Below are 16,380 nucleotides of genomic sequence, written 5' to 3' on the forward strand. Positions count from 1 at the left end.
ATTCTAGCAGCGGGGCCAGCCGCGAGGACTTACAATCGCGAATGAGCGGAAGAACGAATCGATGAAAGTATTCAATCTGGCCTGCGGCCACGACCACCGGTTCGAGGGCTGGTTCGCGTCGGCCGACGACTACCAGGGCCAACTCGAGCGCGGCCTGATCGAGTGTCCGGTCTGCGGCGACCGGCAGATCAGCAAGCTGCCGAGCGCGCCGCGGCTGAACCTGTCCGGTGCGAGCGATCCCGCTTCTTCACGCGGGCCGGTGCCGGTCGAAGGCGGCGCGACGGCAGGGGCCGCGCCGACCCCGCAGCAGCTCCAGGCAATGTGGATGAAGCTCGCGCGCCACCTGGTGGAGAGCACCGAGGACGTCGGCGAGAACTTCGCCGAGGAAGCGCGCAGGATCCACTACCAGGAAGCGCCCGAGCGCGGGATCCGCGGCGTGGCCAGCGCGGAGGAGCGCGCCGAGCTCGCCGACGAGGGAATCGAGGTCTTCGCCTTCCCGCTGCCCCGCTCGATGAAGGACCCGATCCAGTAAGCGTGACCGCTCCCGCACGGGAGCCCCGGGGCGGGCCTGGGCAGGCGCGCGAACACGCCGCAGGCCACGGCGCCTTCCCGCCCCCGCCTTGGGCGCTTCTCAGCGCTTCTGGTACTGCGTGCCGCCGAAAAGCGCTTCGCGGGCCTTCGGGTCGAGCAGCGGCTTGCGCCGGTCGGCCAGCACGGTCAGCGCCCGCTGCACGGCAGGGCGCGCGCCGATCGCGTCGTACCAGCGCTTCACGTTCGGGTAATCGGCCAGGTCGATCCCCTGGTTCTCGTGCGAGCGCGTCCAGGGCCAGCAGGCCATGTCGGCGATCGTGTACTCGCGGCCGGCCAGCCAGGCGCCGGTCCTCCCGAGCTGGCGGTCGAGCACGCCGTACAGGCGCTTCGCCTCGTTCGTGTAGCGCTCGATCGCGTAGTCGATCTTCTGCGGCGCGTAGATCCGGAAGTGGTGGGCCTGGCCGAGCATCGGGCCCAGGCCGCCCATCTGGAACATCAGCCACTGCAGCGTCTCGTAACGGCCGCGGGTGGTCTTCGGCAGGAACTTGCCGGTCTTGCCGGCCAGGTACACCAGGATCGCTCCGGACTCGAACAGGGAGATCGGCTTGCCGTCGGGGCCGTCGGAGTCGACGATCGCCGGGATCTTGTTGTTCGGACTGATCTTCAGGAACTCGGGGTCGAACTGCTCGCCGGCGCCGATGTCGACCGCATGCACCGCATACGGCAGGCCGCACTCCTCGAGCATGATGTGCACCTTGTGGCCGTTGGGCGTGGGCCAGGTGTAAAGGTCGATCATCGCTTTTCCCCAGTGTTCGACGGTGAGAGAAGCATACGACCGAGCCCGCTGCGCGGTGCGGCGCCGATTTGGCGGCTTGGGCCGAGCCGCGAGCGACCGAAAGGATTTCCGCGGGCGCCCGCTCGCCGCGGGGCGAAGCCCCCTGCGAGGCGGGCGCGGAAATCCGAGGTCGGAGCGGGCGGGCGAAGCCCGATCCCCGCGCAGCGGGGACCGGCCCCCGCCGCCAAATCGGCGCCGCACCGCGCAGCGGGCGGCGCATGCAGCGAAGAGTTCAGCTGCCCCGCGTGACCGGCATTTCCTCGTGGCTGGACGACGGGATCGCCGCCTGGCGGCCGAGCTCGAGCTTGGCGACCGCGTTGCGGTGGACCTCGTCGGGGCCGTCGGCCAGGCGCAGCGTGCGCTGGTGCGCGTACATGTAGGCGAGCGGGAAGTCGTCGCAGACGCCGCCGCCGCCGTGGGCCTGGATCGCCCAGTCGATGATCTTGGTGGACACGTTCGGGGCCACGACCTTGATCATCGCGATCTCGGCCTTGGCGACCTTGTTGCCCACCGTGTCCATCATGTAGGCGGCCTTCAGCGTCAGCAGGCGGGCCTGCTCGATCATGATCCGCGACTCGGCGATCCGCTCGTGCCACACGTTGTGGTCGGAGATGCGCTTGCCGAACGCGGTGCGCGACGCGAGCCGGCGGCACATGAACTCGAGCGCGCGCTCGGCGGCGCCGATCGAGCGCATGCAGTGGTGGATGCGGCCCGGTCCGAGGCGGCCCTGGGCGATCTCGAAGCCGCGGCCTTCGCCGAGCAGGATGTTGTCGACCGGCACCCGCACGTTCTCGAACAGCACCTCGCAGTGGCCGTGCGGCGCGTCGTCGTAGCCGAACACGCTCAGCGGGCGGATCACGGTGATCCCCGGGGTGTCGGCGGGCACGACGATCATCGACTGCTGCTGGTGGCGCGGCGCGTCGGGATTGGTCTTGCCCATGAAGATGTAGACCTTGCAGCGCGGGTCGCCGGCGCCGGAGGTCCACCACTTGCGCCCGTTGATCACGTAGTGGTCGCCGTCGCGCTCGATGCTGGACTGGATGTTGGTCGCATCGGACGAAGCCACCGCCGGCTCGGTCATCGCGAAGGCCGAACGGATCTCGCCGCGCAGCAGCGGGTCGAGCCAGGCGCGCTTGATCGCCTCGCTGCCGTAGCGCTCGAGCGTCTCCATGTTGCCGGTGTCGGGCGCCGAGCAGTTGAAGACCTCGGGCGCGAAGTGCACGCGGCCCATGATCTCGCACAGCGACGCGTAGTCGAGGTTGGACAGGCCCTCGGGCACGCGCGGCGACTTCGGCAGGAACAGGTTCCAAAGGCCGGCCTCGCGGGCCTTCGGCTTCAACTCCTCGACGATCTTGGTGGGCACCCAGGCGTTGCCGGCGCGGCGATTGGCCTCGACTTCCTCGTGGAAGCGGTGCTCGTTCGGGTAGATGTGCCTGTCCATGAAATCCAGCAGTCGCTGCTGCATTTCCTTGCAAGTCGGCGAAAAGTCGAAATCCATCTCTTGTCTCTCCTTTGAAATCTTCGGGCCTGCGCCGGCGCCGACACGTCGGCTCCCGGTGCGGCGCCTCGGGTGACTCGGGTCAGCGGACCCGCTGCGCGATCTCCCAGCCCATCTCGGCCAGCGGCCGCGCGCGGCGCCCCTGCTCGAGCGCGCGCGCGCTGGAGGCGGTGCCGTCGACCGCCCGCTTCATGATCCCCTGCAGGATCGCGGCCAGCCGGAACATGTTGTAGGCGATGTAGAAGTCCCAGTTGGCCATGACGGCGTCGGGATCGCGGTTCGTGCGCCGGCAGTAGGCCTCGACGTACTCGCGCTCGGTCGGGATGCCCAGCGCCTTGTGGTCGAGGCCGCCGATGCCGCGGAACTGGCCCGGCTCGATGTGCCAGCTCATGCAGTGGTACGAGAAATCGGCGAGCGGGTGGCCCAGCGTGGACAGCTCCCAGTCGAGGATCGCGCGGACCTTCGGCTCGGTGCGGTCGAACATCAGGTTGTCGAGCCGGTAGTCGCCGTGGACGATCGAGGTCTCGTCGCTGTCGGGGATGTGATGCGGCAGCCACTCGATCAGGCGGTCCATCGCCTCGATCTTCTCGGTTTCGGAGGCCTGGTACTGCTTGCTCCAGCGGCCGATCTGGCGCGCGAAATAGTTGCCGGGCTTGCCGTAGTCGGCCAGGCCGATCGCCTTGTAGTCGACCGAGTGCAGCGCGGCGATAACGCGGTTCATCTCGTCGTAGATCGCGCCGCGCTCGGCCGGGCTCATGCCGGGCAGGCTCTGCTCCCAGAGCACCCGGCCCTCGACGAACTCCATCACGTAGAAGGCCCGGCCGATCACCGACTCGTCTTCGCACAGCAGGTAGACCTTGGCCACCGGCATGCCGGCGCGGCCCAGCGCCTCGAGCACCCGGTACTCGCGCTCGATCGCGTGCGCCGACGGCAGCAGCTTCGAGACGGGCCCCGGCTTGGCACGCATGACCCAGCTGCGGGTCGGGGTGAGCAGCTTGTAGGTCGGGTTCGACTGGCCGCCCTTGAACATCTCGACCGAGAGCGGGCCCTCGAAGCCCTCGATGCGCTCGCGCAGGAAGCGCTCGAGCACGGGAACGTCGATCCGGTGCCGTTCGGGCACCTCGGTGGTTCCGCTGTTGGCCTGCTGGGCGCCGCCCTGGGCGGCCTGGTCGGCGGGGGATGCGGTCACTGTCGGTCTTCCTTCGGGGACTGGCTGGCCGCGGGCGGCGGCTCGTTGCGGTGATAGCGTGGGACGCGCTTTTCCAGGAAGGCCGTGATGCCTTCGCCGGCGTCGTCGTGGTGCAGGGCGGCCACGAAATTGTCGCGCTCCCGAACCAGCTGGTGCGCGAGCGCCTCGCGTTCGCCGGCCGCGAGCAGGGACTTGACCCGGCCGAGCGCGAAGGCAGGCCCGTCGGCCAGCTCGCTGGCGCGGGCGAGCGCCGCGCGCAGCGCGTCGCCCGGCTCGGTCAGCTCGCTGACGATGCCCAGCGAATGCAGGCGGGCGGCGCCGACCGGATGGCCGGTGGCGAGGATCTCGTAGGCGAGCGGGTAGGGCAGGCGCGTGGCGAGCCAGTGGCTCGCGCCGCCGTCGGGGGTCAGGCCGACCCGGATGTAGGACATGACGAAGCGCGCGTTCTGCGCGGCCACCAGCATGTCGCAGGCGAGCGCCAGCGAGAAGCCTGCCCCGGCGGCGGCGCCCTCGACTGCCGCGATGACCGGCTTCGGGCAGTCGCGGATCGCTGCGACCCACTCGTGCAGCGTGTCGATCGAGGCGGCCTGCACCTCGGGCGGCTGCGAGCGATTGCCGAGCAGCCGGTTCAGGTTGCCGCCGGCGCAGAAGTGCTCGCCGTCGCCGGCGATGACGACGGCCCGCACGGCCGGGTCGGCGGCGGCCCCCTTCAGCGCCGCGATGCCGTCCCGGTAGATGTCCGGGTGCAGCGCATTGCGCGCGTCCGGGTTCGAGATCGTCAACTGCAGGACCGCGCCCTGCATCGTGGAGAGCAGGCGGGCGGCCATGGCTCAGTCTTCCTGGAGCAGCGACAGGCCGAGCTGGGCGCGGCGGCGGAGCCACGCGCCGGGGCGATAGCGCGGATCGCCGGTCAGCCGGTGCATGTTGGCGAGGATCTCGAGCACGGTCGGCGCCCCCAGCATGTCGCCCATGGTGAGCGGGCCGCGAGGGTAGCCCAGGCCGATGCGCACCGCGGTGTCGATGTCGGCCGGCGACGCGATCCGCAGCTGGGCGATCTCGGTGGCGATCGAGACGATCATCGCGACGACCCGCTGCGCGATGAAGCCCGGGCTGTCGCGCAGCACCGAGACCTTCGCGCCGTCGGCGGCGAACAGCGCGTGCGCGGCATCGCGCCACTGCGGCTGCGTGGCCGGGGTGGTCATCAGCACCCGGCGCTGGCAGGCGCCGGTGGCGATCGGGAACAGCGTGTCGATCGCGACGACCCGCTCGGCGGGCAGGCCGGCGGCGGCGGCGGTGGCGTCGAGCCCCAGCGGGGCGACCAGCACCAGCGCCGCGGCCGAGGGCTCCTCGCCGGTCTCGATCGTGGCGCCCAGGCCGGCGGCGGTTTCGGCGACCAGCGCCTGGCGCGGGCCGGGCGCGACCCAGACCGGCGGCAGCACGGCGATCGCCGGCACGGGCGCTTCCGGCGGCGCGACGGCCTTGCCGTCCTGGTAGCGGTAGAAACCCTCGCCGGTCTTGCGGCCGTACAGGCCCGCCGCGATCCGCTGCGCGGTGATCGCGGTCGGGCGGAAGCGCGGCTCGTCGTAGAACTGGCGGTAGATCGACTCCATGACCGGGTGAGATACGTCGAGCCCGGTGAGGTCCATCAGCTCGAAGGGGCCGAGCCGGAAGCTGCTGCCGTCGAAACCGACCTGCTCGCGCAGGATCCGGTCGATCGTCGGGACGTCGGCGACGCCTTCGGACAGCGCCTTCAGCGACTCGGTGCCGAAGCCACGGCCGGCGTGGTTGACGATGAAGCCGGGCGAGTCCTGCGCGACGACCGGCAGGTGGCCGGTGGCGCGCGTGAGCGCGACCATGGACTCGACGATCGCGGAGTCGGTGCGCACGCCGTCGATCACCTCGACGACCTTCATCAGGGGCACCGGGTTGAAGAAGTGCCAGCCGACGACCCGGCCAGGCAGCTTGCAGGCCGCCGCGATCTCGGTGACCGACAGCGACGAGGTGTTCGTGGCGAGCACGCAGCCGGGGCCCACGACGGGCTCGAGCTCGGCGAACAGCGCGCGCTTGGCGTCGAGGCGCTCGACGATCGCTTCCACGACCAGGTCGCAGCCGGCGAGGTCGGCCAGCGCGCTGGCCGGCTTCAGCCTGCCGGCCGAGGCAGCCGCGGCCTCGGCACTGATGCGGCCCTTCTCGGCCAGCTTCGCGAAGGTGTCGCCGATCTGCGCGATCGCCGCGGCGACCGCGTCGGGATTGCTGTCGAACAGGCGGACCGGCACGCCCGACTGCGCGAGGAGCTGGGCGATGCCGCGCCCCATGGCGCCGGTGCCGACGATGCCGGCCTGCTTGTACGGATGGGTGGTGGCTGGTGCGCTCATCACACCGATTCTACTGGAGCGGACGTTACACTGGCCGCAGGGAGATTCCGATCCGGCGCCCGGCGGGGCAGGTCCGCCGGCGCGCCGCGGGCCGGAATCGTGGCCCGAGGACGCAAGACGGAGACGCCATCCATGCTCACGCTCGCCGGTTTTTCGGTCAGCAACTACCACAACAAGGTCAAGCTCGCCCTGCTGGAAAAAGGCATCCCCTTCGACGAGGAGCTCAACTGGGCCTCGAAGGACGAGGAGACGCTGTGCTGCAGCCCGCTCGGCAAGGTGCCGTTCCTGAAGACCGATCGCGGCGCGCTGTGCGAATCGCAGGTGATCCTCGAGTACCTCGAGGACGCGTATCCGCAGAAGCCGCTGCTGCCGGCCGACCCCTGGGAGAGGGCGAAGGTCAGGGAGCTCGTGGTCTTCGTCGAGCTGCACCTGGAGCTGGTCGCGCGAAGGCTCTACCCGCAGGCCTTCTTCGGCGGCAAGGTCTCCGCGTCGACGATCGACCGGACCCGCCCGGAGCTCGAGCGCAACCTGGCCGCCTTCGCCCGCCTGGCCCGGTTCTCGCCCTTCGTGGCCGGAGATCGCTTCACGCTGGCCGACTGCGCCGCCTGCGTCCACCTGCCGGTGGTGTCGATGGCCTGCAAGGCGATCTGGGGCGAGGACCTGCTGGCCGGCCTGCCGGTGCGCGACTACCTGAAGCTGATGCGCGAGCGCGAGTCGGTCAGGCGGATCGATGCGGACCGCAAGGCCAACGCCGAGCTGATGGCGCGCGAGAAGCCCTTCGCGGCGCCGGCGGCCTGAGCGGCACGCAACCGGGGAGCCGCCAGCGATGAGCCACGACGCCTTCGCCGCCCTGGCCGACGGCCGGCCGGTCGCCTGCGTGGACGTCGGCGGCACCAAGGTCTCGGTCGCCCTGGCCGACGCCCGGGGTTTCGTCGAGCGGCGCGTCGAGCCGACGGTGAGGCAGGGTCCGCCCGAGGCGCTCGCCCGCCAGGTGATCGGGATGCTCGAGGCCGCCTGCCGGCGGGCCGGCGTGCCGGACGAGCGCCTCGCCGGGATCGGGGTCGCGGCCTGCGGCCCGTTCGTGCGGATCGACGGGGGAATCGCGCTGGCCACGCCGAACCTGTGCGGCGGGCTGGCCGGCCCCGCGAGCGGCCTGCCCAACGACTGGGAAGCGATCCCGCTGGAGGTGCCGCTGCTCGCGCGCTTCGGCCGCCTGCGGATCGAGAACGATGCCGTCGCCGCGCTGGAGGCCGAGCGCCGCTGGGGCGCGCTGCGCGGCGCGGCGCACTGCGCCTACCTCACCTGGAGCACCGGCGTGGGCGCCGGGCTGTGCGTGGACGGCCGGGTGCTGCGCGGGCGCAACGGCAATGCCGGGCATGCCGGGCACATCTTCGTCGACGCCGGCGCGCCCGACGCGCTGTGCGGCTGCGGCAACCTGGGCGACGTGGAAGGGCTGGCCGGCGGCGCGTCGATCCGGCGCCGCTTCGGCATCGAACCGGCGGCGCTGTTCGAAGCGGCCGAGCGCGGGGAGGCGGACGCCGCGCGCATCGTGGACGGGCTGGTCCGGGTCGTCGGCCGCGCCCTCTACGACCTGGCGGTGCTGCTCGACCTGGAGCGCATCGCGCTGGGCGGGGGCGTGTTCTGGCACCACCGCGGGCTGCTGTTGCCCCGCCTGCAGGCCGAGCTGGCCGGGCGCTTCCCGAGGGTGACCGACGGGCTGGCGCTGGTGCCGGCCGGGCTGGGCGCCGAGGTCGGCGACTACGGGGCGCTGGCCCTGGTCGGCTGAGAAGGCGACCGGAGACCTGTCACGCGTTGCCGGCGGCGGGGCCGTCGCCGGCCAGCGCGCCGAGGAAATCGCCGCACCAGCGATGCACGTCGTGCTCGCGGATCCGCGCCAGCAGCGCCGCGTGCCGCGCGCGGCGCTCGGCCAGCGGCATCCTGAGCGCCTGCTGGATCGCCTCGGCGCTGCCGCGGATGTCGTAGGGGTTGACCAGCAGGGCCTCGTGCAGCTGCTCGGCGGCGCCGGCGAAGCGCGACAGCACCAGCACGCCGGGGTCGTCGGAATCCTGGGCGACCACGTACTCCTTGGCCACCAGGTTCATCCCGTCGCGCAGCGGCGTGATCAGCCCGACCCGCGCGGCCCGGTAAAGCCCCGGCAGTCGCTTGCGGGCGACGGTGCGGTGGATGTAGCGCACTGGCATCCAGTCCAGGCTGCCGAAGTCGCCGTTGACCGCGCCGCACAGGCCTTCCAGTTCGCGCAGGATGTCCGCGTAGGCGTCGACGCTCTCGCGGCTCGGCGACACGATCTGGATCAGCGTGGCGCTGTCCCGGTTCTCGGGGTAGTTGACCAGCAGTTCGCGGAAGGCCTTGATTCGCTGGGGCAGCCCCTTCGAGTAGTCGAGCCTGTCCACCCCGACCAGCAGGCTGCGGCGCGCGTACTGCTCGCGCATCGTCGCGAAGGTCTCGCGGGCCTCGCGCCCGGCCGCCAGCCTGGCGAACTCGTCGACGTCGATGCCGATCGGGAAGGCGCCGGCGCGCAGCGTGCGGCCGAAGGCCTCGAAGCGGCCATCGCCGAGCGCCCGCCCACCGGCCTCGGTCACGACGTAGGCCGAGAAGTGGGCCAGGTCCTGACGGCTCTGGAAGCCCACCAGGTCGCAGGCGAACAGCGAGCGCATCAGCCAGTCGTGCTCGGGGATCGTGGCGAAGATCGGAGGCGGTGGCAGCGGAATGTGCAGGAAGAAGCCGATCGGGTTGCCGCAGCCCATCGCCCGCAGCTCGGCGGCCAGCGGGATCAGGTGGTAGTCGTGGATCCAGATCGCGTCGCCGGGCTTCAGCAGCGGCTGCAGGCGCCGGGCGAACAGCTGGTTGACGCGACGATAGCCGGCGATCGCGCCGGACTCGAAGCGGGCCAGGTCGAGCCGGTAGTGGAACACCGGCCAGAGCACGCCGTTGCTGTAGACCGAGTAGTAGGCGTCGTGGTCGTCGCGGCCGATGTCCACCGTGGCCAGCGTGACGCGCCCCGCCTGCTGCACGTGCAGGTCGCCCTCGCCGGCGGTGCCGCCCTCGATGATCCTGCCGCTCCAGCCGAACCACAGCCCGCCGGTGCTGTTCAGCGCCTCGCCCAGCGCCACCGCCAGTCCTCCCGCGGACGCCTTGCGCGGGTCGGCAAGCCGGTTCGACACGACGACGAGCCTGTTCATCGCGATCTCCCGTGCATCAGATGACGGTCTCCCACGGCGCCGACAGGCGGACCGCGCAGTTGACGATGCCCACCATCGAGTAGGTCTGCGGGAAGTTGCCCCACATCTCGCCCGTCAGCGGATGGGTGTCCTCGGACAGCAGCCCGAGGTGGTTGCGCGCGGTCAGCATCGCTTCGAAGATCTCGCGGGCCTGGGCGCGGCGGCCGATGCGCGCCAGCGCGTCGATCCGCCAGAACGCGCAGATGTTGAAGGCGGTCTCCGGCTTGCCGAAGTCGTCGGGGGCCTCGTAGCGGCGCATGTGCGGGCCGTCGCACAGGTTCGCCTCGAGCGCCTCGACGGTGGCCACGAAGCGGGGGTCCATCGGGTCGAGGAAGCCCACCTCGGCCATCAGCAGCACCCCGGCGTCGAGGTGGCGGCCGCCGAAGCTGTCGACGAAGGCCTTGCGCTCGTCGCTCCAGGCCTCGCGCAGGATCGTCTCCTTCATCCGGTGGGCGTGGTCGCGCCAGAAGGCGGAGCGCGGCGAGCCCAGCCGCGCTGCGATCTTGCCGAGCCGGTCGCAGGCGGCCCAGCTCATCAGCGCCGACGAGGTGTGCACGCACGCGCGGGTGCGCAGCTCCCACATGCCGGCATCGGGCTGGCCGAACACGCGGACCGCCTGCTCGCCCACCTGCTCGAGCGCCTCGAACTCGGGCAGGCCGGCCGGCCGCAGCAGGCGGCGATCGTGGAAGGCCTGCGAGGCCCCCAGCACGATGTTGCCGTAGACGTCGTGCTGGAAGTGCTCCTGCGCCTGGTTGCCGACCCGGACCGGTCCAGTGTTCCGGTAGCCGGGCAGGTGGGCGCAGATCCGCTCGGTCAGCTGCTTCTCGAGGCCGATGCCGTAGAGCGGCTGGATGTGTCCGCCGCGGGCGTCGGCCACCACGTTGGTCAGCCAGCCGAGGTAGTCCTCCATCGTGCCGACCTCGGACAGGCCGTTGAGGGCGCGCACCACGAAGAAGGCGTCGCGCAGCCAGCAGTAGCGGTAGTCCCAGTTGCGCTGGGTGCCCGGCGCCTCGGGGATGCTGGTGGTCATCGCGGCGACGATCGCGCCGGTGTCCTCGAACACCGACAGCTTCAGCGTGATCGCCGCCCGGATCACCTCGTCCTGCCACTCGAGCGGCAGCGCCAGCCGCTGGGTCCAGCTTCGCCAGTAGGCGAGGGTCTCCTGCTCGAAGTGCCGCGCGGTGTCGGCGACGCCTTCGCCGAGCGTCTCGTCGGGGCCCAGCAACAGGTTGAGCTCGCGGGTCAGCACGAAGGGCTGCGCGGCCAGCACGTGCGAGATCGACGCGTCGGTGTTGAGCCGCAGCGTGAGCGAGTCGTGGACGTAGCGGATGTGGTTGCTGCCCCGGGTGACCTGCGGCACGACCCGGCCCCAGTCGAAGCGCGGCGCGAGCACGATGCGGATGCGCGGGGCGCCGACCAGCGGACGCACCCGGCGCACCAGCGTCATCGGCCGGAAGATCCGCGATCGGCTGCGAAAGCGCGGCGCGAAGTCGGTGATCTCGATGCCCTGGCCCGCGCGGTCGAAGAGCTGGGTGCGCAGCACCGCGGTGTTCGGCTCGTACCACTGGCGCGAGCCGGCGAAGTCCTCGATCTCGATCGCGAAGCTGCTGCCGTTGCCCGAGGAGTCGAGCAAGGCGTCGAACACCGGATCGCCGTCGAAGCGCGGCAGGCAGCACCAGACGATGCGCGCGCGCCGGTCGACCAGCGCGCTGAACGCGCAGTTGCCCACCACGCCGAGGGCCAGCGACGGCTCGGCCGTCGCGCCGAATCCGGGCGCCTCGCTCATGCGCGCCTCCGCTCGCCGGCATCGACGGCCTGCCGCAGCCAGGCGCGCAGCGCGGCCGGCGACTCGCAGCGATGGCCGGCGACCGTTTCCCCGGGCCCGACCTTGATCGCGACGCCGCCCAGCGCGCGCACCCTGGCGAAGCCGGCCTCGTCGGTCACGTCGTCGCCGGCGAACACCGGCGTGCGCCCGGCGAAGGGCGCGTGCCGCATCAGCGCCTCGATGGCCGAACCCTTGCAGACGCCGGACGGCCGGGCCTCGACGACGCACTTGCCGGGCAGCAGCTCGAGCAGCGGCGAGTCGCGCAGCGCCGAGCGCATCGTCTCGGCGCACTGCTCGCCGAGCGCCGGTGCGCCGCGATAGTGCAGCGCGACCGACGTGGTCTTGCGCTCGACCAGCAGGCCCGGATGCCGGTCGGCGAGCGCCCGGGCCGCCCGCTCGACCGTTGCCAGCGCCGCGGCGAGGCTTCCGTCGGCCTCGTCCTCGGCGGGGCGGATCGCCGGCCCGCCCGCGGTCGCTCGCAGCAGCGCGCCATGCTCGGCCGCGGCAGGCAGGCGCAGAGGCGCCAGGAAGGCGTCGAGCTCGGCGATCGGCCGGCCCGAGACCACGGCGAGCGCGCCATCGAGCCGCGCGTGCAGGGCGTCCAGCACCGAAACCAGGTCGGGGGCCAGGCGCACCGCGTCTGGGCGCGGGGCGATGTCGGCCAGCGTGCCGTCGAAGTCCAGGAACAGGGCGACGGTGTCGCCGAGCGGGGGAAGCGGCTGCATGGTCGGACTCGGGGACTCGATGCAGTCGAGTGTATAGCTTTCGGCCGAAACTATCCCGGTGCCGAGGCCTCTTCGGCGAGCCGGTCCCGCTCGGCGGCCGCTTCGAGCCACTCGTGCTCGATCTCGTCGCGCTGCCTGGCCAGCAGTCCGCGCTCGCGGCTGAGCTCGGCGGCCCGCCCGCCGTCCTCGTAGACGGCCGGATCGGCGAGCGCGCGGTCGAGCTCGGTCAATCGCCCCTCGGCCTCCCCGAGCCGCTTCTCGAGCGCCTGCATGCGGCGCTCGATCGGGCCGAGCAGCGCCGACAGGCGCGCCCGTTTCTCCGCGGCCAGCCGACGCGCCTCGCGCCGGTCGCCGCGCGCCTCGGCCGGCTCGATCGGTCCGCTTGCGCCGCCGCCGGCCGCGCCCGTGGCCCCGGCCGGCGCGGCCCGGGCTGCCGGCTCGGCGGCCGGGCGGGACTTGAGCAGCCAGTCGGCGTAGTCGTCGAGGTCGCCGTCGAACTCCTGCAGGCTGCCGTCGCGCACGAGCATCAGCGTGTCCACCGTGGCGCGCAGCAGGTAACGGTCGTGAGAGACCAGCAGCACCGCGCCGTCGAAGTCGGCCAGCGCGTCGGCCAGCGCGTCGCGGGTCTGCGCGTCCAGGTGGTTGGTCGGCTCGTCGAGCACCAGCAGCTGCGGCTCGTCGTGCAGCATCAGCGCGAGCGACAGGCGGGCCTTTTCGCCGCCGGACATCGGGCCGACCGGCCGTGTCGCGTCGTCGCCCGAGAAGCCGAAGCTGCCCAGCCGGTCGCGCAGCGCCTGTTCGCGCGCCTTCGGGTCGATGTGCTGCAGGTGCCACAGCGGCGATTCGGCGGGGCGCAGCCGGTCGATGCCCTGCTGGGCGAAGTAGCCGATCCGCACCGCGCGCGAGGGCCGCACGCTGCCTGCCAGCGGCGGCAGCTCGCCGACCAGGGTGCGGATCAGCGTGCTCTTGCCGGCGCCGTTGCGGCCCAGCACGCCGATCCGGGCGCCGCGCCGGATCGTCAGGTTCACGTCGCGCAGGATCGCGACGTCGCCGTAGCCGGCGTCGACGTCCTCGGCGACCAGCATCGGATCGGGGCAGTCGCCGACTTCGTGCAGCGTGAACTCGACGCCGCGCAGCGCGCGCACCGGCGCGGCGATCGCGATCTTCTCGAGCGCCTTGATCCGGCTCTGGGCCTGGCGGGCCTTGGTGGCCTTCGCGCGAAACCGTTCGATGAAGTTCTGCAGGTGGGCGACGCGGGCCGCGTCGGCCGCCCGCTTGCGCTCGGCCTGCTGGGCGTGCAGCGCGCGCAGCCGCTCGAACTCGCTGTAGCCGCCGGCGTAGCGCACGATGCGGCCTTCGTCGATGTGCAGCGAGGCGGTGGCGACCCGGTCGAGGAAGTCGCGGTCGTGCGAGACGATGATCGCGGTGCCCGGGTAGCGCAGCAGCCAGCGCTCGAGCCACAGCACCGCGTCGAGATCGAGGTGGTTGGTCGGCTCGTCGAGCAGCAGCAGCTCGCTGCGGCCGAACAGCGCGCGGGCGAGGTTCAGCCGCATCCGCCAGCCGCCCGACAGCGCGTCGACCGGCCGGTCGGTCTCGGCGTCGGAGAACCCCAGCCCGGCCAGCAGTGCGCGGCAGCGCGCCTCGGCGCCGTGGCCCTCGAGCTCGTTCCAGCGGTCGTGGGCGTGCGCAAGGGCCAGGCCGTCGTGCGAGCGCTCCGCGTCGGCCAGCTCGGCGCGCGCGGCGGCCAGCTCGGGGTCGCTGTCGACGACGAATCGCCAGGCGGGCAGCGGGCTGGAGGGCAGCGACTGCTCGAGCCGGATCACCTTGCGCCACGGCTGGTCGATGTCGCCGCGATCGGGCGACAGCTCGCCGGCCAGCGCGCCGAGCAGGGTCGTCTTGCCCGAGCCGTTGGCGCCGATCAGCGCGACGCGCTCGCCGGGCGAGATCGACAGCGTCGCGTCGGCGATCAGCGTGCGGCCGCCGCGCGACAGCGATACGCCGCGCAGCCGGATCACGCGCGTCGGGCCGCGCGTTCGGCCAGCGCCCGGCGCGTGATCGCGGCGATCATCCGGTCGCCCGCGGCGACCGGCAGCCAGGCGAACTCGAGGTCCGGGAAGGCGGCCTCGAAGTGATCGGCTTCGTGGCCGATCTCGACGACCAGCACGCCGTGGCCGGTCAGCCGGGCAGGGGCCTCGTCGACCAGGCGGCGCACGAAGTCCATGCCGTCGGCCCCGCCCGCCAGCGCGAGCTCGGGCTCGGCGCGGAATTCGGGCGGCAGCACGGCCATCGACCCGGCATTCACGTAAGGGGGATTGCAGAGGATCAGGTCGAAGCGCTCGTCGTCGCCCAGACCGGCGAACAGGTCGCCGCGGACGAGCCGGATCCGTTCCTCCATGCCGTGCAGCGCGAGGTTGTCGGCGGCCAGCGCCAGCGCGTCCGCGCTGATGTCGCTGCCGGTCACCTCGGCGTCGGGGAAATGCAGCGCGGCGAGGATCGCCAGGCTGCCGCCGCCGGTGCACAGGTCGAGAACGCGCTGCGGCCAGTCGGCGGGCCGGTCTTCGCCGGACAGCCAGTCCGGCAGGCCCTCGCCCAGCCACTCGTCGAGCGCCTCGTCCAGCGCCTCGGCGATCAGCGAGCGGGGAACCAGCGCGCGCGGATCGGAAAGAAAGCGCACGCCGCGCAGCCAGGCTTCTCCGGTCAGCCAGGCGGCCGGGATCCGCTCGGCGCAGCGGCGCTCGATCAGCGCGAGCGCGGCGTCGATCTCGGGCGCGGTGAGCCGGCAATCGAGCCAGTCGTCGAGCGTGTCGAGCGGCAGGTGCAGCGACCAGAGCAGCAGCCAGGCCGCCTCGTCGCGCGCGTTGTCGGTGCCGTGGCCGTAGCACAGGCCGGCCGCCTCGAAGCGGCTGACAGCGTGGCGAAGCAGGTCGCGCAGCGTGCGCAGCGCGGCGCGGGCGTCGGCCCGGCCGGGGGTCGCGCGCTCGAAGGCGACGGGGGGGCGAGCCGGCGGGCCGCTCATCGCAGCAGGGCCTCCAGCGTCCGCCGGTAGATGTCCTTCAGCGGGTCGATGAAGCGCGTCTCGATGTGCTCGTCGATCTTGTGGATGCTGGCGTTCGGCGGGCCGAACTCGACGACCTGCGGGCAGATCGCCGCGATGAAGCGGCCGTCGGAGGTGCCGCCGGTCGTCGACAGCTCGGTTTCGATCCCGGTCTCGGCGCGGATCGCTTCGGCCAGCGCCTGCGACAGCTCGCCGCGCGGCGTCAGGAAGGGCATGCCCGACAGCGACCAGTCGATCTGCCAGTCGAGGCCGGCCTCGTCGAGGATCGCCGCGACCCGCGACTTCAGCGACTCGACCGTGCTGGCCGTCGAGAACCGGAAGTTGAAGTCGACGACGACCTCGCCCGGGATCACGTTCGTGGCGCCGGTGCCGGCCCGGATATTCGAGACCTGCCAGGTGGTCGGCGGGAAGTACTCGTTGCCGGCGTCCCACTCGGTCGCCACGAGCCTGGCCAGCGCCGGGGCGAGCTGGTGAACCGGGTTGCGCGCCAGGTGCGGGTAGGCGACGTGGCCCTGCACGCCGCGCACGGTGAGGCGGCCCGACAGCGAGCCGCGCCGGCCGTTCTTGACCATGTCGCCGAGCGCCTCGACCGAGGTGGGCTCGCCGACGATGCAGTAGTCGAGCCGCTCGCCGCGCTCGCGCAGCGCCTCGACGACCTTGATCGTGCCGTCGGTGGCCGGTCCTTCCTCGTCGGAGGTGATCAGCAGCCCGATCCGGCCTCGCCAGGGCGCGCCGGCGGCGACGAGCTCCTCGACCGCCACCACGAAGGCCGCGATCGAGGTCTTCATGTCGGCGGCGCCGCGGCCGAAGAGCCTGCCGTCGCGTTCGGTCGGCACGAACGGGTCGCTGCTCCACTTGTCCAGCGGCCCTGGCGGCACCACGTCGGTGTGGCCGGCGAACACCAGCGTGGGGCCCGCGCGGCCGCTGTCGAGCAGCGCCCACAGGTTGGTCGTGTCGCCCGAGGCGATCGTCTCGCAGCGAAAGCCCAGCGGCGCGAGGCGCCCGGCGAGCTGCCGCTGGCAGCCGGCGTCTTCGGGCGTCACGGAACGGCGCGCGATCAGCGCCTCGGTCAGGGCACGGACGGGTGAAGTCATCGGGGGAAAGGGTC

The 16,380-nt window shown here is 72.3% G+C and carries 14 protein-coding genes; 3 read left to right on the forward strand and 11 right to left on the reverse strand.

What is annotated here, in order from left to right:
• Nucleotides 1-61: 61 nt before the first annotated feature.
• A complete protein-coding gene (locus M6I34_RS01420) occupies nt 62-532 on the forward strand; it encodes a DUF1178 family protein (RefSeq protein WP_272483936.1) in 471 nt (156 codons plus the stop codon).
• Nucleotides 533-631: 99 nt separating this feature from the next.
• Here M6I34_RS01420 and M6I34_RS01425 read toward each other — a convergent pair whose 3' ends face one another.
• The 5 genes from M6I34_RS01425 to M6I34_RS01445 form a co-directional block, all read right to left on the reverse strand.
• Nucleotides 632-1,327, reverse strand: a complete 696-nt coding sequence (locus M6I34_RS01425) for a glutathione S-transferase N-terminal domain-containing protein (protein WP_272483937.1) — start codon at nt 1,325-1,327, stop codon at nt 632-634.
• A 271-nt stretch (nt 1,328-1,598) separates the two neighbouring features.
• Nucleotides 1,599-2,864, reverse strand: coding sequence for an acyl-CoA dehydrogenase family protein (locus tag M6I34_RS01430; protein WP_272483938.1), 1,266 nt, complete (start codon nt 2,862-2,864; stop codon nt 1,599-1,601).
• 82 nt (nt 2,865-2,946) lie between these two features.
• A complete protein-coding gene (locus tag M6I34_RS01435; RefSeq protein WP_418953418.1) occupies nt 2,947-4,053 on the reverse strand; it encodes a phosphotransferase family protein in 1,107 nt (368 codons plus the stop codon).
• The gene (locus M6I34_RS01440) at nt 4,050-4,880 is read right to left on the reverse strand and encodes an oxepin-CoA hydrolase, alternative type (protein WP_272483939.1); all 831 of its coding nucleotides are present in this window, start codon (nt 4,878-4,880) and stop codon (nt 4,050-4,052) included. The genes M6I34_RS01435 and M6I34_RS01440 overlap by 4 nt, the downstream gene beginning before the upstream one ends.
• Nucleotides 4,881-4,883: 3 nt before the next feature.
• Nucleotides 4,884-6,428, reverse strand: coding sequence for a 3-hydroxyacyl-CoA dehydrogenase (locus M6I34_RS01445; RefSeq protein WP_272483940.1), 1,545 nt, complete (start codon nt 6,426-6,428; stop codon nt 4,884-4,886).
• A 132-nt stretch (nt 6,429-6,560) separates the two neighbouring features.
• On the opposite strand from M6I34_RS01445, the gene M6I34_RS01450 reads away from it, so the two are divergent.
• Together M6I34_RS01450 and M6I34_RS01455 are read left to right on the forward strand one after the other, a co-directional pair.
• On the forward strand, nt 6,561-7,226 hold the full coding sequence (locus M6I34_RS01450; protein WP_272483941.1) for a glutathione S-transferase family protein: 666 nt from the start codon (nt 6,561-6,563) through the stop codon (nt 7,224-7,226).
• Nucleotides 7,227-7,254: 28 nt separating this feature from the next.
• On the forward strand, nt 7,255-8,214 hold the full coding sequence (locus M6I34_RS01455; protein ID WP_272483942.1) for an ROK family protein: 960 nt from the start codon (nt 7,255-7,257) through the stop codon (nt 8,212-8,214).
• A 19-nt stretch (nt 8,215-8,233) separates the two neighbouring features.
• On the opposite strand, the gene M6I34_RS01460 is transcribed toward M6I34_RS01455, so the two are convergent.
• From M6I34_RS01460 to dapE, 6 genes are read right to left on the reverse strand one after another with little or no spacing between them, the layout of a single operon-like run.
• Entirely contained in the window at nt 8,234-9,628 is a 1,395-nt protein-coding gene (locus M6I34_RS01460; protein WP_272483943.1) for an alpha,alpha-trehalose-phosphate synthase (UDP-forming), read from the reverse strand.
• Nucleotides 9,629-9,644: 16 nt separating this feature from the next.
• Nucleotides 9,645-11,453 carry a glycoside hydrolase family 15 protein gene (locus tag M6I34_RS01465; protein WP_272483944.1) on the reverse strand — a complete coding sequence of 603 codons (1,809 nt, stop codon included), beginning with the start codon at nt 11,451-11,453 and terminating at the stop codon, nt 9,645-9,647.
• Nucleotides 11,450-12,217 carry a trehalose-phosphatase gene (gene otsB / locus M6I34_RS01470; RefSeq protein WP_272483945.1) on the reverse strand — a complete coding sequence of 256 codons (768 nt, stop codon included), beginning with the start codon at nt 12,215-12,217 and terminating at the stop codon, nt 11,450-11,452. Before otsB ends, M6I34_RS01465 begins: the two co-directional genes overlap by 4 nt.
• A 50-nt stretch (nt 12,218-12,267) precedes the next feature.
• Nucleotides 12,268-14,232, reverse strand: a complete 1,965-nt coding sequence (locus M6I34_RS01475; protein WP_272483946.1) for an ABC-F family ATP-binding cassette domain-containing protein — start codon at nt 14,230-14,232, stop codon at nt 12,268-12,270.
• A complete protein-coding gene (gene prmB, locus M6I34_RS01480) occupies nt 14,229-15,233 on the reverse strand; it encodes a 50S ribosomal protein L3 N(5)-glutamine methyltransferase (protein ID WP_272483947.1) in 1,005 nt (334 codons plus the stop codon). Before prmB ends, M6I34_RS01475 begins: the two co-directional genes overlap by 4 nt.
• Complete coding sequence (gene dapE / locus M6I34_RS01485; RefSeq protein ID WP_272483948.1) at nt 15,230-16,366, reverse strand: succinyl-diaminopimelate desuccinylase; 1,137 nt, start codon at nt 16,364-16,366, stop codon at nt 15,230-15,232. Before dapE ends, prmB begins: the two co-directional genes overlap by 4 nt.
• Between the last annotated feature and the right edge of the window lie 14 nt (nt 16,367-16,380).

The organism is Zeimonas sediminis (genome assembly GCF_023721795.1).
Taxonomy (GTDB): Bacteria; Pseudomonadota; Gammaproteobacteria; order Burkholderiales; family Burkholderiaceae_E; genus Zeimonas; species Zeimonas sediminis.